This is a genomic window from Nocardiopsis quinghaiensis (assembly GCF_008638365.1).
Classification (GTDB): domain Bacteria; phylum Actinomycetota; class Actinomycetes; order Streptosporangiales; family Streptosporangiaceae; genus Nocardiopsis; species Nocardiopsis quinghaiensis.
On record NZ_VWVU01000015.1, the window covers coordinates 12,545 to 36,580 of the forward strand.

18 protein-coding genes are annotated in these 24,036 nt (G+C 72.4%); 12 read left to right on the forward strand and 6 right to left on the reverse strand.

Features of this window, described 5'->3' with window-relative positions:
- Positions 1-12: 12 nt before the first annotated feature.
- From FYX01_RS17680 to FYX01_RS17690, 3 genes are all read left to right on the forward strand, one after another.
- Positions 13-1,059, forward strand: coding sequence for an ATP-grasp domain-containing protein (locus FYX01_RS17680; RefSeq protein WP_150242790.1), 1,047 nt, complete (start codon positions 13-15; stop codon positions 1,057-1,059).
- Positions 1,056-1,862, forward strand: coding sequence for a 3'(2'),5'-bisphosphate nucleotidase CysQ family protein (locus tag FYX01_RS17685; RefSeq protein WP_150242792.1), 807 nt, complete (start codon positions 1,056-1,058; stop codon positions 1,860-1,862). The genes FYX01_RS17680 and FYX01_RS17685 overlap by 4 nt, the downstream gene beginning before the upstream one ends.
- A gap of 182 nt (positions 1,863-2,044) precedes the next feature.
- A complete protein-coding gene (locus FYX01_RS17690; protein WP_150242794.1) occupies positions 2,045-2,593 on the forward strand; it encodes a DUF1707 SHOCT-like domain-containing protein in 549 nt (182 codons plus the stop codon).
- Between the two features lie 36 nt (positions 2,594-2,629).
- Here FYX01_RS17690 and FYX01_RS17695 read toward each other — a convergent pair whose 3' ends face one another.
- Positions 2,630-3,124, reverse strand: coding sequence for a DUF3145 domain-containing protein (locus tag FYX01_RS17695; protein WP_150242796.1), 495 nt, complete (start codon positions 3,122-3,124; stop codon positions 2,630-2,632).
- Between the two features lie 455 nt (positions 3,125-3,579).
- Here FYX01_RS17695 and FYX01_RS17700 point away from each other — a divergent pair, with 455 nt between their 5' ends.
- From FYX01_RS17700 to FYX01_RS17710, 3 genes are all read left to right on the forward strand, one after another.
- Positions 3,580-4,119, forward strand: coding sequence for an RNA polymerase sigma factor (locus FYX01_RS17700; RefSeq protein WP_223830522.1), 540 nt, complete (start codon positions 3,580-3,582; stop codon positions 4,117-4,119).
- Entirely contained in the window at positions 4,116-4,556 is a 441-nt protein-coding gene (locus FYX01_RS17705) for a hypothetical protein (RefSeq protein WP_150242799.1), read from the forward strand. Before FYX01_RS17700 ends, FYX01_RS17705 begins: the two co-directional genes overlap by 4 nt.
- 264 nt (positions 4,557-4,820) lie before the next feature.
- Positions 4,821-6,977 carry a CHAT domain-containing protein gene (locus FYX01_RS17710; protein WP_150242801.1) on the forward strand — a complete coding sequence of 719 codons (2,157 nt, stop codon included), beginning with the start codon at positions 4,821-4,823 and terminating at the stop codon, positions 6,975-6,977.
- A 6-nt stretch (positions 6,978-6,983) separates the two neighbouring features.
- On the opposite strand, the gene FYX01_RS17715 is transcribed toward FYX01_RS17710, so the two are convergent.
- The 4 genes from FYX01_RS17715 to FYX01_RS17730 form a co-directional block, all read right to left on the reverse strand.
- Positions 6,984-7,637, reverse strand: a complete 654-nt coding sequence (locus FYX01_RS17715; protein WP_150242803.1) for an MBL fold metallo-hydrolase — start codon at positions 7,635-7,637, stop codon at positions 6,984-6,986.
- A gap of 112 nt (positions 7,638-7,749) precedes the next feature.
- Positions 7,750-8,571: an enoyl-CoA hydratase-related protein gene (locus FYX01_RS17720; RefSeq protein ID WP_150242806.1), complete on the reverse strand. Its 822-nt coding sequence runs from the start codon at positions 8,569-8,571 to the stop codon at positions 7,750-7,752.
- A gap of 312 nt (positions 8,572-8,883) precedes the next feature.
- Positions 8,884-9,462: a DUF5998 family protein gene (locus FYX01_RS17725; RefSeq protein WP_150242973.1), complete on the reverse strand. Its 579-nt coding sequence runs from the start codon at positions 9,460-9,462 to the stop codon at positions 8,884-8,886.
- An 86-nt stretch (positions 9,463-9,548) separates the two neighbouring features.
- Complete coding sequence (locus FYX01_RS17730; protein WP_150242808.1) at positions 9,549-12,269, reverse strand: bifunctional acetate--CoA ligase family protein/GNAT family N-acetyltransferase; 2,721 nt, start codon at positions 12,267-12,269, stop codon at positions 9,549-9,551.
- A gap of 299 nt (positions 12,270-12,568) precedes the next feature.
- Here FYX01_RS17730 and FYX01_RS17735 point away from each other — a divergent pair, with 299 nt between their 5' ends.
- Complete coding sequence (locus tag FYX01_RS17735; RefSeq protein ID WP_150242975.1) at positions 12,569-13,504, forward strand: carbohydrate kinase family protein; 936 nt, start codon at positions 12,569-12,571, stop codon at positions 13,502-13,504.
- A 48-nt stretch (positions 13,505-13,552) separates the two neighbouring features.
- Here the strand turns inward: FYX01_RS17735 and FYX01_RS17740 are convergent, their stop codons facing one another.
- On the reverse strand, positions 13,553-15,733 hold the full coding sequence (locus FYX01_RS17740) for a RecQ family ATP-dependent DNA helicase (protein WP_150242810.1): 2,181 nt from the start codon (positions 15,731-15,733) through the stop codon (positions 13,553-13,555).
- A 335-nt stretch (positions 15,734-16,068) separates the two neighbouring features.
- On the opposite strand from FYX01_RS17740, the gene FYX01_RS17745 reads away from it, so the two are divergent.
- The 5 genes from FYX01_RS17745 to FYX01_RS17765 all read left to right on the forward strand — a co-directional run bounded on the left by FYX01_RS17745 (position 16,069) and on the right by FYX01_RS17765 (position 24,034).
- Entirely contained in the window at positions 16,069-18,903 is a 2,835-nt protein-coding gene (locus FYX01_RS17745; protein WP_223830523.1) for a glycosyl hydrolase, read from the forward strand.
- A 251-nt stretch (positions 18,904-19,154) separates the two neighbouring features.
- Entirely contained in the window at positions 19,155-21,641 is a 2,487-nt protein-coding gene (locus FYX01_RS17750; RefSeq protein ID WP_150242814.1) for a DNA gyrase/topoisomerase IV subunit A, read from the forward strand.
- An 83-nt stretch (positions 21,642-21,724) separates the two neighbouring features.
- Positions 21,725-22,255: a beta-class carbonic anhydrase gene (locus FYX01_RS17755; RefSeq protein WP_150242816.1), complete on the forward strand. Its 531-nt coding sequence runs from the start codon at positions 21,725-21,727 to the stop codon at positions 22,253-22,255.
- A gap of 201 nt (positions 22,256-22,456) precedes the next feature.
- On the forward strand, positions 22,457-22,783 hold the full coding sequence (locus FYX01_RS17760) for a tetratricopeptide repeat protein (protein ID WP_150242818.1): 327 nt from the start codon (positions 22,457-22,459) through the stop codon (positions 22,781-22,783).
- Between the two features lie 114 nt (positions 22,784-22,897).
- Positions 22,898-24,034, forward strand: a complete 1,137-nt coding sequence (locus tag FYX01_RS17765) for an L-cysteine desulfhydrase Cds1 (RefSeq protein ID WP_150242820.1) — start codon at positions 22,898-22,900, stop codon at positions 24,032-24,034.
- Positions 24,035-24,036: the final 2 nt, after the last annotated feature.

Here is a 24,036-nt window from a genome sequence, read left to right on the forward strand (position 1 = left end):
AAGCCAACCGTCGTGGTGACCACAGCGGGGTCGGCCCCCACCCCCGACACCATTCTCCACCTGCGTGAACACGGTTTCCGTGTGGTGGCGACCGATGTCGACCCCGCCGCGCCCGGCCTGTACCTGGCCGATCGCGGCCACCTGGTGCCGCCGGGTGACAGCGACGCGTTCCTGCCCCGGATGCGGGCACTGTGCGCGGACGAGGGCGCCGTCGCGGTCGTCCCCCTGGTGGACGAGGAACTGGTCCACGTGGGCGAACTGGCCAAGGACGGGGTGGCGATACTGCTCCCCCGGCTGGACTTCGTCACCACCTGCCTGGACAAGTACGTGCTGATGCGGGAGTTGGAGGACGCCGGGATCGGGGTGCCGCGTACCTGGCTGGCCTCGGAGTGGCCCAGCGACGCCGCGGGCTCGGTGCCCGGGGGCCTCATCGCCAAACCGCGCACCGGGCGGGGCAGCCGCGGGGTGGTGGTCATCGACTCGGTCCGCGACATGGTCCAGGTGGTGTCCGAGAGCGGTTACGCGGCGGACGAGCTGATCGTGCAGGAGAGGATCACCGGGCCCGAGTACACGGTGTCGGTGGTGGTGTGGCGGGACGGCGTCGTGCAGGCCGTGGTGCCCAAGGAGGTCGTCCTCAAACAGGGGGTGACCAGGTACGCGGTGACCCGGCGCCACGAGGAGGTGGTCCGCACCTGCAGGGCGGTGCAGACCGCGCTGCGCGCCGACGGACCGTTCAACGTGCAGCTGTGCCTGGACGGGGAGGGCAGGCCGAGGGTGTTCGAGATCAACCCCCGGTTCTCCTCCACCGCGTCGCTGACCGCGGCCGCCGGGGTCGACGAGATCGCCGGCCTGCTGAGGCAGGCCGTCGCCGACGGTCCCCGCCTGGCCGATGACTGGCGCGAGGGGGTGGCGATGGTCCGGCGGTGGACGGACGACTTCCTCAGCGAGTCCGAGTTCACCGCGCAGGGCATCACCCCCGCGCCCATGGGCGCTCCCGCGCTGCCCCGACGGCTTTCGGCGGGCGGCCAGGCTCCCGCTGTGCCGGTGCGTGCCCGATGACCGCCGCGCACGAGGTGGCCGGTACGCACCCGCTGTCGGAGGCGGTGGCCGCGGCGGTCGTGGAGGTCGGCGGCCTGCTCCGCGCATGGCGGCCCGACGCCTCCGCACGCAGCGGGGTGTGGGAGGGCGACCAGTTCAAGGCCCGGGCCGACGCCATGGCGCACCAGGCCCTGTCGGAAAGGCTGGGGAGGATCGACGGGCGGATCCCGGTGATCAGCGAGGAGGATCCGGAGTCACTGCTCGGGGAGCGTCCGCCCCGCTACTGGCTGATCGACCCCATCGACGGAACCGCCAGCTACGTCCACGGGTTCCCCGGGTACGTGACGCAGGCGGCGCTGGTGACCGGGGGGCGGCCCGAGGTCGCCGGGGTGTTCGCCCCCGAGACCGGGACCCTCTACACGGCCGTGCGCGGTCGGGGCGCACGGCGCGACGGGCGCCCGCTGCCGTCCCGCGGGGCGGCCCCGCCCGGCTGGGGCGTGCTCACCGACAACACCCCCGAGCCGGCGGGGATCGCCCGCCGGGTCCATGAGCACTTCGGCTACGGCGCCTATCTGGAGAGCGGCAGCATCGCGCTGAAACTGTGCCTGGTCGCCGACGGTTCCGCGCACCTGTTCGTCAAGGACGTACCGGTCCGTGACTGGGACGTGGCCGCGCCCGCCCTCGTCCTGGAGGAGGCGGGTGGCCTGGTCACCCGCCTGGACGGCGCTCCGTTCGGCTACGGGGGGACCTACGAGCACACGGGTCTGGTCGGTGGCGCCGATCCGGCGACCTGCCGGGCCGTCGTCCGCTGGCTGGCCTCCTGAAGCGCGTCCGGGACCCCTTCCCCCGGCTTCCCCGGGGACGGTGCCGGTTGGGTCGCGCACGGCGTCCTCGCAGCTCCTGGGCCTCTCATGGGAGGCGCTGGCTCACTTTCCGTGTATCCCTTTCCCACGCCGGGTGCGACGCGTATCGTGTGGTCACCAGCTCGCGCCTTTGGGGGTGGGAAGTGGAGGACGAACGCCTGCCGCTGAACCAGATGCGCGCCTCGGACGCCGAACGCGACCTCACGGTGGAGCACCTCACCACAGCGTTCGTCGAAGGCCGCCTGGACCACGAGGAGTACGACCACCGGGTCGGTCTGGCACTGGGCGCCGTGCTACTCGGTGAGCTGCGCCCGCTGACCGCCGACCTTCCGGTTCCCGGCCTCTCCGCACACGGATCCCCGTTCCTCGGTCCCGGACCCGCCTGGTCCGGCCCACCGCCCCGGCAGGACCCCCGGCGCGAACCCTGGCCGGGGACGGCGCACACCGACCCGGGGTTCCGGCACGGGCCCCCGGCCGGAGGCGACCTGTCCGTCCTCTCCGTTCCCTGGCGGGAATGGGGCGACGAGTGGCGCTGGTGGATGGGCGTCGCGGTGTTCCTGACCGGTGTCTGGGGCGTGGTCAGCCTGATGGACGGCGAACTCGTGCCCTACTGGCCTCTGGTGCCGCTGGGCATATGGGCCGCCGTCCTGCTCGCCTCCGCCATCTGGCCCAGTGAGGGGGAGCCGCCCTGACCGTCCGGGCGCCGCGCACCCGCCCCTCCCGGGCGCTCATCCCACCGCGTGGAGCCAGCGCACCGGAGCGCCGTCGCCCGCGTAGCGGAAGGGCTCCAGCTCCTCGTCCCAGGCCCGGCCGGTGAGACGGTCGATCTCGGCGGCCAGCTCGACGCCGTCGGCGGCGGACCGCTCCACGGCGAGGCGCAGGCGGCCCTCCGGCACGAGGACCTCCCCCGCGGCGCTGGTGAGGGCGGTGAACATGCCGAGGGAGGGCGTGTAGCTGTAGCGCACGCCGTCGCAACCGGGCGACCCCTCCTCGGTCACCTCGAAACGCAGACGCTGCCACGTGTTCAGCGCTGAGGCCACCGCGCCCGCGGTTCCCGGCTTCCCCTGCCAGTTGAGCTCGGCTCGGTGGTTGCCGGGTGCCGCGGGCTGGGCGACCCAGTCGAGTTTCACGGGTACTCCAACGACGCCCGCGACCGCCCACTCGACGTGTGGGCACAGCGCCGCGGGCGCGGAGTGGACGTACAAGACGCCACGTGCGGACACCGAACCTCCTGATACGAACGAGTGCGCTTCCCCGACGCCCTCGTACCACGAGAAGGTTGCATACCCGCCTGAATTCTTTTGCCCCATTGTGCCCCAAGGGCACACTGAGAACCAGCGCTCACACTGGTCTTTTCCAGCGTTCCCGCCGCGCCCGAAAGTCCCAGGGACTAGCGTGAGACCTGGCGAGCGGGAGTCCGATCATAGTGGGGGCAGGTTTGCCAGACCAGTCGCACGAGGGCATCCACGGCACCCACGCATCTCCTCGAACCGTACTTTCAACCTTTTACGGGGAGGAAGTACCCTCGCTTTCTCCGGGTTCGGCCACAACCGGCCGCGACACGGCCGGCCCCGGAACAGACGGGACGACACAGGACGCGGGCGGACAGGACGGCGACCCGTCCCCGGCGCCCCCTCCCGCCACCGCCCCCGGCCCCGCCACCGGTGACGCGGAACTCGTGCGGCGGGCCTGCCGGGGCGAGCACAGGGCCTGGGAGGCCATCGTGGACCGGCACCTGCCCGTCGTGAACGCGGTCGCCCGCTCCTACCACCTGTCCGCCCCGGACCGGGAGGACGCCGTGCAGACGGTGTGGCTGACCCTGAACCAGCACCTGCCCCGCCTGCGCTCCCCCGAGCTGCTCCGCGCCTGGCTGCGCCGGGTCACCCGCGACGTCTGCGGCCGCCAGCGCCGACAGAGCGCACGCCTCCGGCCAGTCGATCCCCAGAGTCTCCTCCAGGACGTCTCCGCCGGGGATCCGAGCCCCGAGTCCGCGTACCTGCACAAGGAGGAGCACGACGAGCTGCGCCGCGCGATCCGGCGGCTGACCGACCCCGGAGAGCGGCGTGCCGCCCTGCTCTACCTCGACGGGGCCACGGACGGGTCCTGCGATCCCGATGGCCCCCGGTCCGCCGACGACCGGGAGGGCCCGGGGACCACCACGAACCAGCGGCGCCGCATGCTCCGCAGACTCCGCCGCCTCCTGGAGGAACCGACGTGAGGAACCAGCCCGGGACCGGCCCCCTCCCGCCGTGGGCCCTGGAGGGACGGCCGGCCGCCCTGGCCGCCTTCGGCCGCGGTGACGACGACGCCCACGTGGCACGGCTGACCGGGGAGGCGGCACCCACCACCGAGGTCTTCCGCTCCGCCGGGGGCGGGGCGGACGGCGTGGCGGTGGCCGTCCTGCGCTTCGAACACGGAGACCTCACCATGGACCTCCAGGTCCACTCGGAGGGGAGGCTGCGCGCCCTGTCCGGGCTGGCCACCGAGGAGTGCGAACACGCGGTCCTCCACGTGCGCCGTCCCGGATCCACCGACAGCCTGCGGATCGGCGAGGACGGCAGGTTCACCCTGTCCGGCCTGGCCCGTGGTCCGATCAGCCTGTCCCTGCGCAGAATGGGCCACCCGCCGGTGGTCACCGACTGGTTCACCATCTGACCGGGCGGCCGAACCGCGTCCTCGGTCCGCCCCGGCACCGAACCGGTGCCCCGCTGCCGCGGTGTCCCAGCCGTCACAGTACGGGACGCTCCGAACCCGGGTTGGAGGACAACGGGAACACGCGCCCGATCGTGTTCCTTCATCCGGCTTCGTCCGGGTTCGCGCACGCCGGATGGCCCCCGATCGGCTCCGACCACTCCCCTCGGCCCTGCACCGCTGCTATTCCTGGGGTCGGATCGCCCCTTCGGTGAAAGGCACCCGTACGTGTCCCTGCGCGCCCAGTCGGCTCCCCCGTCCCCGGACTCCCCCTCGGCCCTCCCCCTCCCAGGCGGGCAGGGCGAGTTCGACCACACCGTGCTGCGCTCCGGCAGATCGCTGCTCGCCCGGGTCACCCGCGGAGTCCTGCTGGCGCAGGAGGGCGGCATGTTCGAACAGACCGCGGCGCTGCTGACCGACACCCACCGGCGGCTCCGCGGCCACCCGGTGGCCGAGTCCGTGACGGTGATGCCGGGGGTCCTGCTCAACCTGGGACTCGCACAGACACTGTGCGGGCGCTTCGCACAGGCCGAGGACCACCTGTGCGAGGCCCGTTCCCTGGCGAGGGAGCGCCGTCTGCCGCTGATGGACATGGTGGTCCGCCAGAACCTGGGGTGCCTGAGCCTCTACCGGGGCGACGCCTCCGGGGCCATCGCCACCTTCCACGGCCTGACCGACCGCCTTCCCCCGGAGCGGCGGGAGGCACTGCACGTGGACCTGGCCGAGGCCCTGCTGGCCGAGGGACTGGTGGAGGACGCGGCGACGGCCCTGGCGGACGGCCCCTGGGCCGACGGCGCACCCGCCTCGGCCAACACCATGCTGGTGGAGGCCAAGTTGTGGCTGCTGCGGGGCGACCGCCTCCGCACCGTCGAGCTCACCCGCCGGGTCCGGCACACGTTCGGCACCGGTTCCCTGTGGTACCGGCTGGCCGCGCGCCTGGAACGGATCGCGGTGCGCGGCGACCGGTCCCGTCCCGTGTCCCGGGCACGGAACGCCCTGGCCGTTCGGAGTCCGTGGGCGGTACCGGAACCGCACGGACGGGTCGCCGCGCACCGGGCACTGGACACGCTCGACCGCGCCGCGTCCCGCCTGCCCGGGCCCTGGCTCGCGGAGGCGGGAAACGACCCGCACGTGGTCCAGGCGGGGTTGGAGAACGCACTGGAGGCCGGGGAAGCGGCGGCCGCCCTGGAGTGGGCGGAACTGGCCCGGACCTGGGCGGTCCCCCACGTCCCCGGCCCCGGGGTGCGTACACCGGCGACGGTTTCGCTGGCCGAGCACTACCGGGACGCCCTGGTCCACGGCCGCGACCCCAACACCGTCGCCCGACGCCTGGAGTCCGCCCGCTGGCAGGCACACCACGAGACCCGGTCCGCGCGGTCGGCCGGTCCCCCACCGCCCTCCGCACCTGTGCGGGAGCACGCGGACGGCACACGGGGGGATCCCCGCCCCGGCCCCGTGGCCGACGCGCTGCTGGAGCGGCTCGGCGACCGGGCGTTCGTCCGGTACACGCGGACCGGAGGGGAGGCCGTGGCGCTCGTGGCCGTGGCCGGGCGGGTCCACGCCCGGGTACTGGGACCGATCCGCCATGTGGCACGGGTACTCGGCCGGTTCGTGCACCCGCTGCTGCTCCCCGGGCCCTCGTTCGGGACCGACGTCCGGGAGGCGGCCGACACCGCCGCCGACGCCCTGCTCGGTCCACTGCTGCCGCTGTTCGGGGACCGCCCGCTGGTGGTGGCGGGCGATCCCTACCTGGGCGATCCGCCGTGGGGCATGCTCCCCCCGTTGCGGGGACGCCCGACGCACCTGGTGCCCACCGCCCGGTTCTGGCTGGACCACGCCCCCTCCGGCACCGCCGCTCCCACCGCGCCGGGACGGGTACTGCTGGTGGCAGCGCCCGGACCCGCCGGGGCCGGGCGCGAGGTGGCCGGGCTGGCCGGCCTCTACCCGGGAGCACGCGTGCTCACCGCCGACCGGACCGGGCGCTCCGACGTGCTGGCCGCCTTCGGGGAGGCCGACCTGGTCCACCTGGCCGGGCACGGGCGCGTTCCCCACCGTTCGCCCATGCTCGCCTCGGTCACGCTGGACGACGGTCCCCTGTTGGCCTGCGACCTGACCGCACTGTCCCGGGTGCCGGACGTGGTGGTCCTGTCCACCTGCTGGAGCGGCCGGGGCTTCGCGGGCCGTACCGGGGCTCCACTGGGGTTCGTCGGTGCGCTGCTCGCCGCCGGAGTCCGCGCGGTGGTGGCCAGCCCCGTTCCCGTCGGGGACTCCAGGGCCGACGTGGCGATGCGCCGCTTCCACCGCGCGTTCGCGCGGGGAGCGCCCCTGCCCGAGGCGGTGGCCGCTCACCTCGGGCGGATCAGCTTCTGCTGCTTCGGCGCCTGAGAACCCCTACCAGCCGCGCTCGCGCCACTCGTCCAGGTGCGGGCGCTCGACTCCCAGGGTGGTGTCGCGTCCGTGCCCGGGATAGACCCAGGTGTCGTCGGCCATCGAGCCGAACAGGCGCTCCTCCACGTCCCCGAGCAGAACGCGGAAGTCCTCGTCGGACCAGGTGCGGCCGACACCGCCCGGGAAGAGGCTGTCACCGGTGAACAGGTGGGTCCGGCCCTCGGGGTCGTCGTAGCGCAGGGCGATCGATCCGGGTGTGTGCCCGCGCAGGTGGATGACGGTCAGGAAGCTCTCCCCCACGGGGACGCGCGTCCCGTGCACGACGGGCTCGTCCACGGAGACCGGGAGTTCCCCGCTGTCGTCGGGGTGGGCGACCGTTCGGGCACCGGTCTGGCCGACGACCTCGGCCAGGGCCTGCCAGTGGTCCTGATGGCGGTGGGTGGTGATCACCCTCGTCAGGCCGTTCTCGCCGATCAGTTCCAGGATGCGGTCGGCTTCGGCCGCCGCGTCGATGAGCACGGCCTCGTCGGTGGCACGGCAACGCAGCAGGTAGGTGTTGTTGTCCATTGGCCCGACGGCCAGTTTGGTGATCGTCAGATGCGTTAGTCGTCGCAGGTCGGCGGGGCCACCGACCCTGATATCTCCGGAGTAACTCACCCGACCATTGTGACCTGTCCTCGGGGGCGGACGCACCCGGGTCGCCCGGGCCGGACACCCGGTGGCAGGACGTCCGACCCCAGGACGCGCCGGAGGGCGCCTCGGGCCCCGGTTACCGGGCCCAGCGCGGCGGGCGCTTCTCGAAGAAGGCGGCACGGCCCTCGGCCGCGTCCTCACTCCCGAAGAACTCGGCGGACAGCTCACCCATCCGCGCGAAGGACTCGGCCCGCCGGCCGGCCGTGGCCAGCGCGCCCGAACCCAGTTCGCCCAGGAGTTCCTTGGTGCGCGACAGCGCGCGCGGCGCCGATCCCCGCAGCCCCTGCAGGACCGCGTCCACCGCGTGTTCCATGTCGCGGTCGGGGACGGCCTGGGTGACGAGGCCCGCCCTGGCGGCTTCGGAGGCGTCGAACAGCTCTCCGGTGAGGAAGTAGCGGCTGAGCTGGCGCGAGTGCATCCGTGCGGACACCGGGACGGAGATGACCGCGGGGACCACGCCGATGCGCACCTCGGTGAAGGCGAACGTGGCGCTCCTGGGCGCCAGCGCGATGTCGGCGGCGGCCACCAGCCCTATGCCCCCGGCTCGGGCGGCACCGTTGAGGACGGCGACCACCGGCTTGGGGGCACCCATGATCTGCTCGAAGATCTCGGGGAGCTCGGGCGCCGGTTCGACCGGGGTGCCCCGGAGCGCCGCGCCGACCTCCTTGAGGTCGGCTCCCGCGCAGAACACGGAGCCCGTGCCGGTGAGCACGACACCGCGCACCTCGTCGTCGGCCACCGCGTCGGCGAGGGCCCCGGACAGTTCCGAGCGCAGCCGCGCGGACAGCGCGTTGCGGTTGCGGGGGGAGTCGAGGGTGACCGTGGCGATGGCCCGGTCGACGGTCAGGCGTACCAGGGGCGTGTCGCCTGAGGGTGTCGGGGAGGGGTGCTGCGTCATCGCGAGCTGACCTTTCTCCGGGTGCGTCCTCGCGTGTGCGGGGAGGGGTGGGAGCGCGCGGGCCCGTCGCCGCACGCGTCACGCGTCCGGCTCGTGACCGGACGCGTCTCACTCGTACGTTGTGCACGAATCCGGTCCAACCCTAGACGGCCGGATCGTCAGGGCACCACGGCGTTCGTCAATTCCCGGTGACGGGCGATGGTCCCCGTGTTACGCGACACGGCGGGGCTCGCCTCTCGCCTCCCAAGGCTCCCCTCCCCCAGGCCGCCGGGACCCGCGGGCCGCCAGAGGGCTCCTCCGGCCCCGGCGTCCTCAGCGGCCGGTGCTCGCCGCGGACAGGGCGTCGGCGAAGTGCATCATCGCCGAAACGGCCGAGGCGCCGTCCGCGGCCTCGCTCACCCGCAGGGTGAGGGGCTCGGCGGTGATCGCACCGGTGTAACCGTGGTCGAGCTCACACGTCTCGTCCGCGCAGGAGGCCGGTTCGAGGTCGATGTGGGCGATCGCGCCCCAGTTCACGGAGAGGTTGACGCTCAACACCAGCTCGCTGGGCAGGCTGCCCGGCGTGTACTCGGCGGGGTTGGGCACCACCCGGGTCAGGGCCACCGACTGGATGTTGCCCAACTGGATGCTGTCGGTCGTGGTGGAGGCGTGCGAGGTGCCGCCGGGTTCGGTGGGCGGGTGCTCGTCGGTGTGGCACACCACGAGCCGGGTCGCGGTCAGCAGCATCACGGTGATGTGCCGCCGCATCTCCATGGCCGGGTCGAAGGTCGCCTCGTGGTGCACGATGAACGCCTCGGCGCTCTCGTCACCGAGGACATCGTCGACGGCGTCGATCACCAGCGCGGGGTAGTACCCGCTGCGCTCGATCTCCAGCCGCCAGTCCGTGGACACGGCACGTGTTTTCCTCATACTCCTATCCTGCCCCCTTCCCGTGACACTTCGCGACCGGGACGTGAACCGGGACGCCCACCTCATGATCAGAACGTCACCCCGCGCAGCCGCCGGGGACCGGCGTCCGGGCGTACCTCGGGTGCCTCGCGCAGCCACATGCGCGCGCCCAGCACGTGGGCGCCGGTGGCGTTGACCAGGACCGGGTCCAGGTCGACGTAGCCGATCTCGGGAAAGGCCTCCACCAGGCGCGACACCCGTATGAGGAGCTCCTCCAGGGCTTCCACGTTGGGCTGCTCGGCGAGCGAGGTCGCACCGGCGGGCAGCCCGAACAGCAGCGGGGCGGCGCGCACGGCGTGGATGAGGTCGGAGGTGTCCATGTCGGTGAGCGGTGCCAGCCGGAAGGCCCGGTCGTCGAGCAGCTCGGCGGTCACGTCCGCCAGGCCGAAGGAGACCACCGACCCGAAGGACTGGTTGTCCCCCGCCCGGATGACCGTGGGCACGCCGGGGGCGACCATGCGCTGCACGACGAGCGAGGCCTCCTCGCCGAAGCGGTCGTGCAGGGAGACGAAGGCGCTGCGTACGTCCTCGGGGGTGCGCAGGTCGGCGCGCACGAACGCGCCGCCCGCTCGCAGGCGCAGGTCCGGTGAGTCGGCCTTGACCACCGCCGGGTAGCCCAGCTCCCCGGCGGCCACCACGGCCTCCTCGCCCGAGGAGACCGGGATGTCGGGGTAGGCGGTGATGCCGTAGCAGGACAGCAGGTCGCGGGCGTCCTCGCCGGAGATCGCCGTCTCCTCGTCGTAGCGGCGCTCCCCGCCGAACCAGGCGACGTCCTCCACCCGGGGCGTGGTGTTCTTGAGCGCGCGGGCGATGGTGGCGCGGGCGCGGGCCCGGTCGATGTCGGGCAGTTCGGGATGGCGTCCGGGTTTGCGGTTGCGCCACTGGGCGTAGCGCGTGGCGTAGGCCAGGGCGCGCACCGCGTCCTCCGGGGAGGGGTAGGAGGGCACCGATCCGCGCAGGGTCTCGCCCCGCTCGCCGACCTGGCGCAGCTCGTCGGGGATCCCCTGGCGGGCCAGGTAGGTGGTGACGATGGGCTTGGCCGAGTTCAGGGAGCGGGCCCGCAGCACACTGGCCACGTCGTCGGAGATGGGGTGCAGCGCGGGGACGAACACCACCACCACCGAGTGCACGTCCTCGGCGGCCAGCGCCGTCTCCAGCGCTCGGTCGAAGTCCTCGGCCGTGGCCTGGGGACCCAGGTTGACCGGGTCGTGCGGCTTGAGCCCCTGGCGCACGGCCGCGTCCTTGACCAGCAGTTCCAGGGAGTCGGAGTTGCCGATGACGCCCACGCGGGGCCCCTCGGGCAGCGGCTGGTAGGCGAACACCTGGGCGGCGTCGAACATCTGCGTGATGTCGTCCACCCGCACCACGCCGGCCTGCTGGAACAGGGAGGTGACCGCGTAGTCGGGCAGGGAGAGCCCGCCCGCGGCGTGGCCGGTGGGCGTGGTCCGCGCCGAGCCGCCGCTGCGCACCGCCACGACCGGCTTCTGCTTGGCCAGGCGGCGGGCCAGACGGGTGAACTTGCGCGGGTTGCCCAGCGACTCCAGGTACTGCAGCACCACCTCGGTGGCGGGGTCCTCCTGCCAGTACTGCATGAGGTCGTTGCCGGACACGTCGGCGCGGTTGCCCGCCGAGACGAAGGTGGACAGGCCCATCCCGCGCTCGGCGACGCGTTGGAGGATGGCGCGGCCCAGGGCGCCGGACTGGGAGAAGAACCCGATGGTGCCGGTGGGCGGCAGGTCCGGTGACAGGGTGGCGTTGAGCGAGACGGCGGGGTCGGTGTTGGCGATGCCCAGGCAGTTGGGGCCGATCACGCGCATCCCGGCGGCGCGCGCGGTGCGCACCAGCTCGTCCTGGCGGGCACGGCCCTCGGGGCCGATCTCGCCGAACCCGGAGCTGACCACGATGAGTCCGTGCACGCCCTTCTCGGCGCACTGCTCGACCACGTCGACCACCATGTCGGCGCGTACCGCAACGACGGCGAGGTCGACCTGGTCGGGGATGTCCAGGACCGAGGGGTAGGCGCGTACGCCCACGACCGCCCTGGCCTCGGGGTGGACGGGGTAGACGGGACCCTGGAACTCGCCGCCGAGCAGGTTGCGCAGGGCGGTCTGGCCGATGGTGTGCGCGGTGCGGCTGGCGCCGATGACCGCGACCGAGTTCGGAAAGAGCAGGCGGGCGATGGAGCGCGACTCGGCGCGCTGTTCACGGGCCCGCATGACCTCGGTGGAGTCGTCGGTGGGCTGAAGGTCCAGGGTGAGCCGGATGACGCCCTCGTCGAAGGTCTGCTGGGCCGTGTAGCCGGCCTCGCGGAAGACGTTGATCATCCGCCGGTTCTCGGGCAGCACGTCGGCGATGAAACGGCGCACACCGCGTTCGCGGGCGGCCGCGCCGATGTGCTCCAACAGCACCGAGGCCAGGCCGCGGCCCTGGTGGGTGTCCTCGACGACGAAGGCGACCTCGGCCTCCTCCGGAGCCACCTTGTCGTAGCGCACCACGGCGACGAGGGAGTCGGAGATGGTGGCGACCAGTGCCACGCGGTCCTCGTAGTCGACGTTGGTGAAGCGTCTGACGTCGCGGTCGGAGAGCTTGGGATAGGGCGCGAAGAACCGGTAGTAGATGGTCTCCGGTGAGAGCCTGGCGTGGAACTCGCGGAGCAGGTCGGTGTCTTCGGCGGTGATGGGGCGCAGGTGCGCGGTGCCTCCGTCGGTGAGGACGACGTCGGCTTCCCAGTGGTTCGGGTAGGACTGCACGACTGTGAGACTAAACGACAAACGGCCGAATCCGGGGAAAGTACGTGCGGGTGCCGTGAAAACCCCGCTCGGAGCCCCTGCCCGGCGCGTCCCCACGGGCCGGTCTCGCGGCCCCGGTCCGGGCCCGGACGCGGGCCCGGGTTCGCCCGTACCGCGGGGATGCGAGCCTCCGGGAGGGAATCGGATCCGGTGTGGCCGGGGTGCTGTCACTTCGTTACACGCCGCTGACAGTTCACCTGTTAACGTCGTGCGAGCACGGAATCTCATAATCCTCGGCGGTGGCTGGCGAAATGACACGAGTGGTCGTGATCGGTGACCTGATGACCGACGCCGTCGCGCGCGCGTTCCACGCGTTGGCTCGCGGCAGCGATACCCCGGCGTCCGTGGTCATGTACGGCGGCGGCTCCGGGGCGAACATCGCCTCGTGGCTGGCCGTGGAGGGCATCGAGACCACCTTCGTCGGTCGCCGGGGCTCCGACATCACCGGACGCACCCGTGAGATGGAACTCATGGGCTACGGCCTGGACTCACGCATGGTGATGGACCCCGAGCGCCCCACCGGCACCTGCGTGGTGATGATCACGCACCGGGGCGACCGGACGATGCTGAGCGACCCGGGCGCCAACGCCCGCCTGCAGCCCGAGGACCTGCCCCGCGACGTGTTCGGCCCGGACGGGCACCTGCACGTGTCGGGGTACACGCTGATCAACCCCGACTCCCGGCGCGCCGCCCGGGTGGCGCTGCGCATGGCCCGTGAGAGCGGGATGTCGATCTCGGTGGACGCCGGCTCGCACGCGCCGCTGGAGCGTGCGGGCGCGGAGAACTTCCTGGACTGGACCCAGGGCGCGCGCCTGCTGTTCGCCAACGCCGACCAGGCCCGGGTGCTCACCGGACGGGACGAACCCGAGGCCGCCGCGAAGGTACTGACCGCCTGGTTCCCGAACGTGGTGCTCAAGCTCGGTGACAAGGGCGGCCTGTGGGCGTCCAAGACCCGCGACGACTGCGTGACGGCGCCCGCCGAGCCGGTGGAGCCGTCCCCGGGTTCGGTGGGCGCCGGTGACGCGTTCGTCGCCGGTTTCCTGCCCGCGTGGCTGGCCGGACGCCATCCCAAGGAGGCGCTGGGCCGGGCGCACCACCTGGCGGCACGCGCCCTGCACCAGCCGGGTGCCCGCCCGGACCTGGGCGAGGAGCAGCCGGTCCGCCGCGGTGCCCCGCGCGGCCAGCGCATCCGCTAGTGCGGTGACACAGGCCGCCGGCCCCGCCGCCGCACGGACGCGGCCGGATCAGCCCCCGGTGGTGGCCAGGGTGAGCGGCAGGACCTCGGGCGCCCCAGCCCGGCGGAGCAGTGCGGCACCCACGGTGAGGCTCCAGCCGGTGTCGACGAGGTCGTCGACCAGCAGCACCGGCCCCGGTGTTCGCTCCTGGAGCTCGGCCATCCGCGCGTTCAGCCCGTCCCCCGCGGCCAGGGCCGAGTACACCTGTTCCAGGCGCATCGCGCTGTTGTGCCTTCGGGGCCCCGGTCCGTGCTCGGCGCGGTACTCCAGCGCTCCCACGGGTGCGAGCCGCCCGAGCCGGGCCAGTCGCGAGGCCAGGTCGGTGATCATTCCGGGGCGGGTGAGCGAGGGCATCGCCACCACCCCGACGGGGCGGCGCTCCCATCCCCAGGAGGCCAGGACCCGCACCACGCCCTGGATCACGCGCTCGTCCACCGGCGCGTCGGGGGCGTCGGGGGCCAGGACGCGGCGCAGCTCGTTGCCCCAGCCGATGTCGGTGAGGCGGCCCAGGGCGCGCCCCTCCCCGGCCCGCAGCTCCTCCCTGATCTTGCCGGACAGGTCCACGCCCAGGGTGCTCATCCCGGTCGGCCACTGTCGGCGCGGCGCGATCGGAGTGCCTGGCCGGTCCAGGTGCTCGGCGGCGGCCTCGCGCCGGGTGGAGTCGACGTCGGTGGGCCAGTACTCCCCCGTGCACACGTCGCAGCGTCCGCAGGGGACGGCCTCCGGGTCGTCCAGCTGGCGGCGCAGGAACTCCATCCGGCAGGTGCCGAGGTCGAGGTAGTCGAGCATGGCGCGCTGCTCGCGCTCGCGTGCCCGGCTGACGGCCTCGTAGCGTTCGGCGTCGTAGGTCCACGGCTGTCCCGTGGCCACCCAGCCGCCCCGGACCCGGCGGACGGCGCCGTCCACGTCCAGCACCTTGAGCATCTGTTCCAGGCGGGTGCGGCGCAGGTCCACCCGCGTCTCCAGGTGGGCGGGCGACAGCGGCCGGTCGGCGGCGGCGAGCACGTCCAGGGTCTGGCGCACGGTCTGCTCGGGCGGGAAGGACAGCCCGGCGAAGTACTCCCAGATCTGGGTGTCCTCACGGCCGGGGAGCAGCACCACCTCGGCCCGCTGTACGCCGCGGCCGGCGCGGCCGACCTGCTGGTAGTAGGAGATCGGGGACTGCGGGGCGCCCAGGTGGACGACGAAGCCCAGGTCCGGCTTGTCGAAGCCCATGCCCAACGCACTGGTGGCGACCAGGGCCTTGACCCGGTTGGCGAGCAGGTCGTCCTCGGCCTCGCGGCGCTCGTCGGGGTCGGTCTGTCCGGTGTAGGCGCGCACGTCCATGCCCTGCTCGGTCAGGAAGCGGGCGGTCTCCTGGGCCGCGCTGACGGTGAGCGTGTAGACGATGCCCGAGCCCTGGATCTTGGGCAGGTGCTCGGCCAGCCAGCTGAGCCGGGCCGTGGAGTCGGGCAGCCGTGCGACGGCCAGGCGCAGGCTCTCACGCTCCAGGGGGCCGCGCAGGACCAGGGTGTCCTCGCGCTCACCGCCCGCCCGGAGCTGCTCGGCGACGTCGTGGGTGACGCGCTCGTTGGCTGTGGCGGTGGTGGCCAGCACCGGGACGCCGTCGGGCAGGTCGTGCAGCAGGGAGCGGATCCGCCGGTAGTCGGGGCGGAAGTCGTGGCCCCAGTCGGAGACGCAGTGGGCCTCGTCGATGACGACCAGGCCCGCCCCGGCGGCCAGCTCGGGCAGGACCCGGTCACGGAACTCGGGGTTGTTGAGGCGTTCGGGACTGACCAGCAGCACGTCGACCCTGCCCGCCGCCACGTCGACGTAGGCGGTCTCCCAGTCGGTGGTGTTGGAGCTGTTGATGGTGCGCGCGTGGATACCCGCGCGCTCGGCGGCGGCGATCTGGTTGCGCATCAGCGCCAGCAGCGGGGAGACGATGACGGTGGGGCCCGCCCCCTCGGCGCGCCTGAGCGCGGTGGCCACGAAGTACACCGCCGACTTGCCCCAGCCGGTGCGCTGGACGACGAGGGCTCTGCGACGCTCGGCGACCAGGGCGTGGATGGCGGTCCACTGGTCCTCGCGCAGCCGGGCGGAGTCCCCGGCCAGGGCGCGCAGGTGCACCTCGGCGCGTTCGCGCAGCGCGCCGCCGGAGGCGTCCGTGGGAGCGGTGGGGGCGGTGTCCTCAGGGGTGGGTGTGGCCATACGTCCTTTGGTACCAGAGCCCGGGGACCGGCGAAGCGGTGTCCACAGGCCCGACCTCCCGGAGACGCGTCCAGGCAGACATATCGAGACCGGGTTCCCGAAAAGCGCACAGGGCCACTCTTGTAACAGTAAGGAAACTTTCCACTTTACCGGCATTGCGCTTCTCCGTGTTCAGCTGAACACTCATCGCCAGGGCTCATGTCTGGGAGCGCTCCCGCACATACGGGGAGTGACCTCCCGCGAAAACGAGCGAAAGGCGCACCATGCAGCATCCATGGAGTCGATCCGGACCCAGGCGTCCGCATTTCCGGGACCCGTCCCGGCGGAGCACGCGGTTGGGGGCGCTGGCGGCCACGGCGGTACTCGCCGTCGTCGGGGCGTCCGCCCCGGCCCTCACCCTCGACGGCGCCGACACCGCGTCCGCGTCGACGGCACAGGTCCCGGTGGGCGCGGGAAGCTACACCGACGCCCTCCCCGCGGGGGCCTCCGTCCCCTCCGACCTCAACGGCGTCCCGGTCTCGCCCAAGGTCACCGACGACTACCAGGGTCCCGCCCCCACCAACGAGTGGTGGTCCTCCCTCATCTTCCAGCGCTATCCCGACAACCCGTACGGCGAGAACCTCTTCGCCCACCCCGCCAGCTTCCGCCCCCACGCGGGCGGACTGGAGATGGGCTACCCGGAGGACCACCGACTCGTCGGCGACGGCCTCAAGTACGAGTACCCCCACGTCGCCGACCTGTCCCTGGGCACGACCGGGCTGGACTCCCCCGACACCCGTGTGGCCGACAGCGGCGACTGGACGGTCACCGCGCACTGGGAGGGCGGCGGATCCTCCCTGCGCGCCACCATCGGCCAGGGCATGCCCTTCGCCTACGCCGAGACCGGCGGCGGCGACGCCGAGGTGGCCTTCTCCAGCCCGCCCGAGGTCTGGCACGAGGACGGACCGGTGCTCGGCGCGAGCGTCGACGGCCGCCACTACGCCCTCTTCGCCCCCTCCGGCGCCGCCTGGACCCGGTCCGGAAACACCTTCACCGCCCCCACCGGAGCCGACGGGCACTACTCCGTGGCGGCGCTCCCCTCCCCCGAGGACCTGGGCGACTTCGCCCCCTACGCCCACTCCTTCGTCACCGGCTCCGTCGTCGAGTACGACTACGACGAGGCCGCCGCCACCCTGACCAGCACCTACCGGCTGGAGACCGAGGCGCGTGAGGGCGGGGAGACCGGCACGCTGATGGCGCTCTACCCCCACCAGTGGGACAACGCCACCACCGGGACCACCGACCTCGCCTACACCTCACCGCGCGGCGAGATGCGGGTGGTCGAGGGCACCAGCTTCACGACCGAGCTGACCACCCAGGGCATCCTGCCCAGCCTGCCGACCGTGGACGGCACCGACCACGACCGGATGCGCCAGCTCATCGACGAGGTCCTCGCCGACCCCGAGCCCTTCCCCGAACCCGGCGACACCTACTGGGACGGCAAGGCCATGGGCCGCCTGGCCCAGCTCGTGCCCATCGCCGACTCCATCGGATACACCGAGGCCCGCGACGAGCTCCTCGACCTGGTCAGGGGCCGCCTGGAGGACTGGCTGACCGCCGGGGGCACCCGCCAGTTCCACCACAACGCCGAGTGGGGCGCCATGCTCGGCTACCCCGACAGCTTCGGCGCCGCCGAGGAGCTCAACGACCACGACTTCCACTACGGCTACTTCGTCTCGGCGGCGGCCGTCGTCGCCCGCTACGACAGCGCGTGGGCCGACGAGGACGCCTGGGGCGGCATGGTCCGCCTGCTGATCCGGGACGTGGCCGAGCCCGACCCCGACAGCGGCATGTTCCCGCGCCTGCGCTCCTTCTCCCCCTACGCGGGACACGGCTGGGCCTCCGGGCACGCCGGGTTCGCCGCGGGCAACAACCAGGAGTCCTCCTCCGAGGGCATGCACTTCGCCGCCGCCACCGCCCTGTTCGGCTCGCTGACCGGCGACGAGGAGCTGCGCGACCTGGGCGTGTACCTGCACACCACCCAGGCCTCCGCCATCACCCGCTACTGGCAGGACCACGGCGGCGACACGTTCCCCGACGACTTCGAGCACGACGTCGTGGGCATGGTCTGGGGCGACGGCGGCGACTACCGCATCTGGTGGGACGGCGGTGAGGAGGAGCACTACGGCATCAACTACCTGCCCATCACCGCGGGTTCGCTGTACCTGGGGTACGACCCCGAGCACGCCGGTGCCATGTACGAGTCCCTGGTGGACCGCCTCGGCGGCGAGCCGCAGATCTGGCGCGACATCCACTGGGCGCACCGGGCCCTCTCCGACGGCGACGACGCCCTGCGCATGTTCGAGGAGCAGTGGGACACCTACGAGCCGGAGGCGGGCAGTTCCAGGCCGCACACCTACCAGTGGGTCTCCACGCTCGCCGAGGTGGGCACCGTCGACACCTCCGTCACCGCCGACACCGCGCACTACGCGGTCTTCGACGGCGACGGCGGCCGCACCCACACCGCGTTCAACCCGGGCCCGGAACCGGTCACCGTCTCCTTCTCCGACGGCGTCGAACTGCGCGTGGAACCGCGCTCCCTGGCCTCCACCACGGGTGAGGGCGGCGGAGGCGACCCCGGAGACCCGGGCGACCCAGGAGACCCCGGAGACCCGGGCGACCCGGGCGACCCGGGCGAGGGCGGTGTCGGCGACGGCCGGCTCCACCTGACCCCCTCCGCGCTCTCCGGTACCCCGCACGGCTCCGTCGACGAGATCACCGTGGCCTCCGCCGGAGGAGGAAACCAGGACGGCCTGCCGCCGAACGACCGGGTGGTCCTGCGCGCCGACGGCCTGACCGGCTCCCACACCGGCGGCTCCACGGCGTTCTCCCTTCCGGTGGACTCCGGGAACGCGACCGCCAACGCGGTCCAGGTCCGCGTGGTCTACGACCTGGACGGCGACGGCACCGACGACCGGACGGAGACCTACCGCTACCTCGCCACCGACGATCTGGACGGATGGGAGGAGTACACGCAGGACCAGGGCCTGGCGAGCGATGAGGGAACCCTCGGCGACCTGGACGGCGGTTCCGTCCGCGTCGAGTTGTGGAGCGCCCTGGGCAGTCAGTCCTCGAAGGTTCTGCTCGGCCCCGACGATGGCGCCTCGATCACGATTCCCTTCACCGGCTGACGACGACTGCGGTCGCGGAAGCACCGCGGGGACGCCTGCTCTCCGGCGTCCCCGCGGGTCCCGGGAACCGGCCGTGACCAGCGGCCGGACCGCCTCCCGCCCCTGCCGTCGACGGTGGTTCCCGCCCCGGCCCGCCCCCGGGGCGAAAACCCTCCCCGAAAGGGGCGAAAACCAGGCGTCGCACGGCTCACACTCCCCCAACCACGCGCCCATGTACGTTTCAGTCTCTGGCACAGGCCAGAATTACGGACATGGCCCGTACTACTACCCGTCCCCCCGAGGATCTCGCCGAGAAGATCATCGACATCGACGTCTCCGAGGAGATGCGCGGCAGCTTCCTGGAGTACGCCTACTCGGTCATCTACCAACGCGCGCTACCTGACGCGCGCGACGGTATGAAACCGGTGCAGCGGCGCATCCTCTACCAGATGAACGAGATGGGGCTCCGGCACGACCGCGGCCACGTCAAGTGCGCCCGCGTCGTCGGGGAGGTGATGGGGCGGCTGCACCCCCACGGTGACAGCGCCATCTACGACGCACTCGTTCGCCTGAGCCAGTCCTTCGCCATGCGCGTGCCGCTGGTCGACGGCCACGGCAACTTCGGCTCCCTGGGCGGCGACGACGCTCCCGCCGCCATGCGCTACACCGAAGCCCGCCTGGACAACGCCGCCGAGCTGCTGGTCTCCTCCATCGACGAGAACGTCGTCGACTTCCAGCCCAACTACGACGGTCAGGAGACCGAACCGGAGGTCCTGCCCGCGGCCTTCCCGAACCTGCTGGTCAACGGCGCCTCCGGGATCGCGGTGGGCATGGCCACCAACATGGCCCCGCACAACCTGGGCGAGGTCGTCGCGGCCGCCCGCCACCTGATCGCCCACCCCGACGCCACCCTGGAGGAGCTCACCGAGTTCGTGCCGGGGCCGGACCTGCCCACCGGCGGCACCATCCTCGGCCTGGACGGCATCCGCGACGCCTACCGGACCGGCCGCGGCTCCTTCAAGACGCGTGCCACCGTCTCCATCGAGAAGGTCTCCGCGCGCCGCACCGGCCTGGTGGTCACCGAGCTGCCCTACAGCGTGGGCCCGGAGAAGATCGTCAGCCGGATCAAGGAGCTGGTCCAGGCCAAGAAGCTCCAGGGCATCTCCGACCTGAAGGACCTCACCGACCGCACCCAGGGCCTGCGCCTGGTCATCGAGCTCAAGAACGGCTTCAACCCCGAGGCCGTCCTGGAGGAGCTGTACCGCCTGACGCCGATGGAGGAGTCCTTCGGCATCAACAACGTCGCCCTCGTGGACGGCCAGCCCCAGACCCTGGGCCTGCGCGAGCTCCTAGAGGTCTACGTCAACCACCGCCTCGACGTGGTGCGCCGCCGCAGCGAGTTCCGCCGCACCAAGCGCCAGGAGCGCCTGCACCTGGTGGACGGCCTGATCGTGGCCCTGCTGGACATCGACCGGGTCATCTCCCTGATCCGCGAGGCCGACGACACCGCCGCCGCCCGCGAGGCCCTCATGGGCGCCTACGACATGTCCGAGGTCCAGGCCCGCTACATCCTGGACACCCCCCTGCGCCGCCTGACCCGCTTCGACCGGCTGGAGCTGGAGACCGAGCGGGACAAGCTCAACAAGGAGGTCGAGGCCCTCACCGAGATCCTGGAGTCGGACAAGAAGCTGCGCCGCCTGGTCTCCAAGGAGCTGGGCGAGGTCTCCAAGCAGTTCGCCACCCCGCGCCGCACCCAGCTGCGCGAGAGCGACGGCGCGTCGCGCAGCGCGGTGATCCCGCTGGAGATGGCCGACAAGCCCTGCCACGTGCTGATGGGCGTGCACGGCACGATCGGCCGGAGCAAGGGCGCCACCGTGCCGCGCGTGTACGAGGGCCTGCGTACCCGGCACGACGCCGTCCACGTGTCCGTCCCCACCACCTCGCGCTCGGACGTCGGCCTGGTCACCGACCTGGGCCGGATGATCCGCGTTCCGGTGGTGGAGCTGCCCGAACTGCCCGACGAGGGCGGGGAGGGGCCGCCACTGGCCTCGGGACTGGACGTGACCGAGTTCGTCCAGCTCGACGAGGGCGAACGGGTGGTGTCGGTGGTGTCGATGGACGCCTCCGGACCCGGCTTCGCCGTGGGCACGCGCGGCGGCGTGGTCAAGCGGGTCTCCCCCGACTACCCGCCCAACAAGGACGACTTCGAGGTCATCGCGCTCAAGGACGAGGACCGCGTCATGGGCGTCACCCAGCTGTCCACGGGTGAGGAGGACCTGGCCTTCATCACCTCCGAGGCGCAGCTGCTGCGCTTCTCCGCGAGCACCGTGCGGCCCCAGGGCCGTCCCGCGAGCGGCGTGACGGGTGTCCGCCTGTCGGAGGAGGCGCGGGTGCTGTGGTTCGGCGCCGTGCCCCTCCCGGAGGACTCCGTGGTGGTCACCGTCTCGGGCTCCTCCAACGCCCTGGAGGGCACACAGGCCGGCTCGGCCAAGGTCACGCCCTTCGAGTCCTACCCCTCCAAGGGCCGCGCCACCGGCGGTGTCCGCTGCCACCGCTACCTCAAGGGCGAGGACACGCTGCTGTTCGGCTGGATCGGCCGCTCCCCCGCCCGCGCCGCGCGCGCCGACGGCAAGCCGGTGCGCCTGCCCGACCTGACCGACCGCCGGGACGGGTCGGGTGAGACCCTTCCCCGAGCGATCGTTACCGTAGGTAGTGGGCAGACCGACTCCGGGATCGCCCCTCCCGGGGCCGACGCCTGAGTTCTTCGCCCGAACGCCGCGCGCACCGGACCGGATCCGGTGCGCGCGGCGCATGTGACCACGGAACAAGGGAGCGACTCCACGTGAGTGACAACAACGGTGCCACCCCCTCCACGGGTGCCTTCGACGACCTCTTCGCCGCCAACGACGCCTATACCGAGTCCTTCTCCCTGAACGGCCTCGAACCGGTCGCCGCACGCGGTCTGGCCCTGGTCACCTGCATGGACTCCAGGATCGAGCCCCTGGACACGCTGGGACTGAAGCCGGGGGACGCCAAGATCCTCCGCAACGCGGGCGCCAGGGTGACCGACGACACCCTGCGCACCCTGGTCCTGGCGGTGTACCTGCTCGGCGTCGACCGGGTCCTGGTCCTGCCGCACACCCGCTGCAAGATGGCCTCCGTGGAGAGCGACGACGCCGTCCACGACCTCATCCAGGAGAAGTACGGGGTGGACACCCGCAGCCTGGAGTTCCACACCGACAACGACCAGCTGGGGGCGCTCCGACACGACCTGGAGCGCATCCGCCACCATCCGCTGCTGCCCGAGGGCCTGCCGGTGACGGGCGCGGTCTACGACGTGGACACCGGACGGGTCACCCCCGTCGACCCCTGAGGTTCTCCCCGCTCCGGGAGGGACGCGTCGGCCGGGTGTGTCGCGACGCACATGTCCGGGGATCTCTTCAGTGGGAGCGGAGGCCGGGTGCGGCCGCGTCGGACCGCACCGGGCACCCGCCCCACCCTCCCCACCAGGGAATGCGGTCGCCGCCCCGGCCGTTGTGACCCGGGACGACCCCGCGTCGTCGGAAGGAGCACCGTGGAAGAGAACACCTACGACACCTTCAACCGTGCCCGCATGTTCATGGAACTGGGTGACCCCATCTACGCCGCCCGGACCCTCGAACCGATCCTCGAACACGAACCCGAGAGCCGCTCCCTGTTGGAGCTGCTGGGCCGCGCCTACTTCCACTCCGCACAGCTCAACAAGGCCGAGCGGACCTTCCGCAGGATCATCGAGCTGGACCCGGTGGACAACTGGGCGCACATCGCGCTCGCGCGCACGCTGGAACGCCAGAGCCGCCACGAGGAGGCGTCCACCTACCGCCGTATGTACTCGGTGATGTCCGGCGGTTCGCTGGACTAGGCAGTGCCCGTTCCGGAGTTCGGCTTCGCCCGCCGGAAGGCGACGTCCAGGTGAGGAGGCCGGGACCTCCGGGTCCCGGCTTCTCCCGCGCGCGTGCGGACTACTCTGCTGGACATGGCACCCTCACCGAACGAACCGGGCGACGACACCCCCTGGGTGGACCGGTGTGACGACAGCGCCCGCTCCTGGGCGGACGAGGCGGTGCGCCGGGTCGTGGCCGACGCCAACCGCTCGGCCGACACCCACCTGCACGTGTTCCCGCTGCCCCCGGAATGGGGCATCGACCTCTACCTGAAGGACGAGTCGGTGCACCCCACCGGCAGCCTCAAGCACCGGCTGGCGCGCTCGCTGTTCCTGTACGGGCTGGCCAACGGGTGGATCCGGGAGGGCACCACGATCGTGGAGGCCAGCTCGGGCTCCACGGCGGTCTCGGAGGCCTACTTCGCCCAGTTGGTCGGCCTGGACTTCGTCACCGTCATCCCCCGCAGGACCAGCCCGGAGAAGATCGCCCTCATCGAGCGCTACGGCGGGAAGTGCCACTTCGTGGACGCCCCGCCCGCGATGTACTCCGAGGCCGAACGGCTGGCCGCCGAGACGGGCGGCCACTACATGGACCAGTTCACCTACGCCGAGCGGGCCACCGACTGGCGCGGCAACAACAACATCGCCGAGTCGATCTTCGAGCAGCTCGGCCTGGAGCGCCACCCCTGCCCCGACTGGATCGTGGTGGGCGCGGGCACCGGCGGCACCTCCGCCACCATCGGCCGCTACCTGCGCTACCGGCGGCTGAGCACCCGCCTGGCGGTGGTGGATCCGGAGAACTCGGCGTTCTTCCCCGGCTGGGTGACCGGAGCGGCCGACTACACCACGGGCATGCCCTCACGGATCGAGGGGATCGGCCGCCCCCGCATGGAGCCGAGTTTCGTGCCCTCGGTGATCGATGTGATGATGCCGGTGCCCGACGCCGCGAGCATCGCCGCGATGCGGCACCTGCACGACGTCACCGGGCTGAGCGCCGGAGGCTCCACGGGCACGAACCTGTGGGGAGTGTGGCACCTGGTCGCCAGGATGCTCCGTGAGGGCCGCAGGGGCAGCGTGGTCACCCTGATCTGCGACGGCGGCGAACGCTACCAGCACAGCTACTACAACGACGCCTGGGTGGCGGAGAGGGGCCTGGACCCCCTCCCCTACCGCGCGACCATCGACCGGTTCCTCGCCGAGGGGGTCTGGGCGCCGCCGCAGACCCCCTGACG

Bases quoted from the DNA above. Each gene is read 5' to 3' on its own strand.
- FYX01_RS17740 (WP_150242810.1), bottom strand. From the start codon at position 15,733: ATGGCCACACCCACCCCTGAGGACACCGCCCCCACCGCTCCCACGGAC.
- FYX01_RS17765 (WP_150242820.1), top strand. From the start codon at position 22,898: ATGGCACCCTCACCGAACGAACCGGGCGACGACACCCCCTGGGTGGAC.
- FYX01_RS17750 (WP_150242814.1), top strand. From the start codon at position 19,155: ATGGCCCGTACTACTACCCGTCCCCCCGAGGATCTCGCCGAGAAGATC.
- FYX01_RS17720 (WP_150242806.1), bottom strand. From the start codon at position 8,571: ATGACGCAGCACCCCTCCCCGACACCCTCAGGCGACACGCCCCTGGTA.
- FYX01_RS17685 (WP_150242792.1), top strand. From the start codon at position 1,056: ATGACCGCCGCGCACGAGGTGGCCGGTACGCACCCGCTGTCGGAGGCG.